This is a genomic window from Flavobacterium sp. DW-iso2 (assembly GCF_058725285.1).
In genome coordinates, this window is sequence record NZ_JBZXDY010000090.1 from 1 (window position 1) to 518 (window position 518).

General features: G+C 46.3%; 1 protein-coding gene. It reads left to right on the top strand.

The features are described 5' to 3' along the window. The coding region (locus AC4PRO_RS18240) for a ribose-phosphate diphosphokinase (protein ID WP_492118409.1) at positions 1-518 on the top strand (518 nt) is incomplete at both ends.

Consider the following 518-nt stretch of genomic DNA (forward strand, 5'->3'; position numbering starts at 1 on the left):
TCTGCCCGTACGGTAAATATTATTGTTCCTTATTACGGATATGCCCGTCAGGAACGCAAGTCTGCTCCGCGTGAGCCGATCTCGGCCAAGATGGTTGCGGATGTGTTAACTACTGCTGGGGCAAACCGGGTAGTTACCATTGATCTGCATGCAGCGGCAATTCAAGGGTTTTTCAATATTCCTGTGGATCACATGACATCATTGGATCTCATCAGTGATTATTTGCTGAGTAAAGGGATTGAAAATCCGGTAGTTGTCTCCCCTGATGCGGGACGAGCCTCGATGGCAGAGAAACTGGCGAATCGTCTGGATTCACCTTTTGCCATTATGATCAAAAAGCGGCCAAGCCACAATGAATCGATCATTACGCACGTTATTGGGGATGTTGAAGGTCGAACTCCAATTATTATTGAGGATCTGATCGATACCGGAACGACAATTCTCAATGTTGTTGAAGGATTGAAGGAGCGAGGCTCCAAAAACGTATATGTATGTGCAACACATGGTCTGTTCTCGGA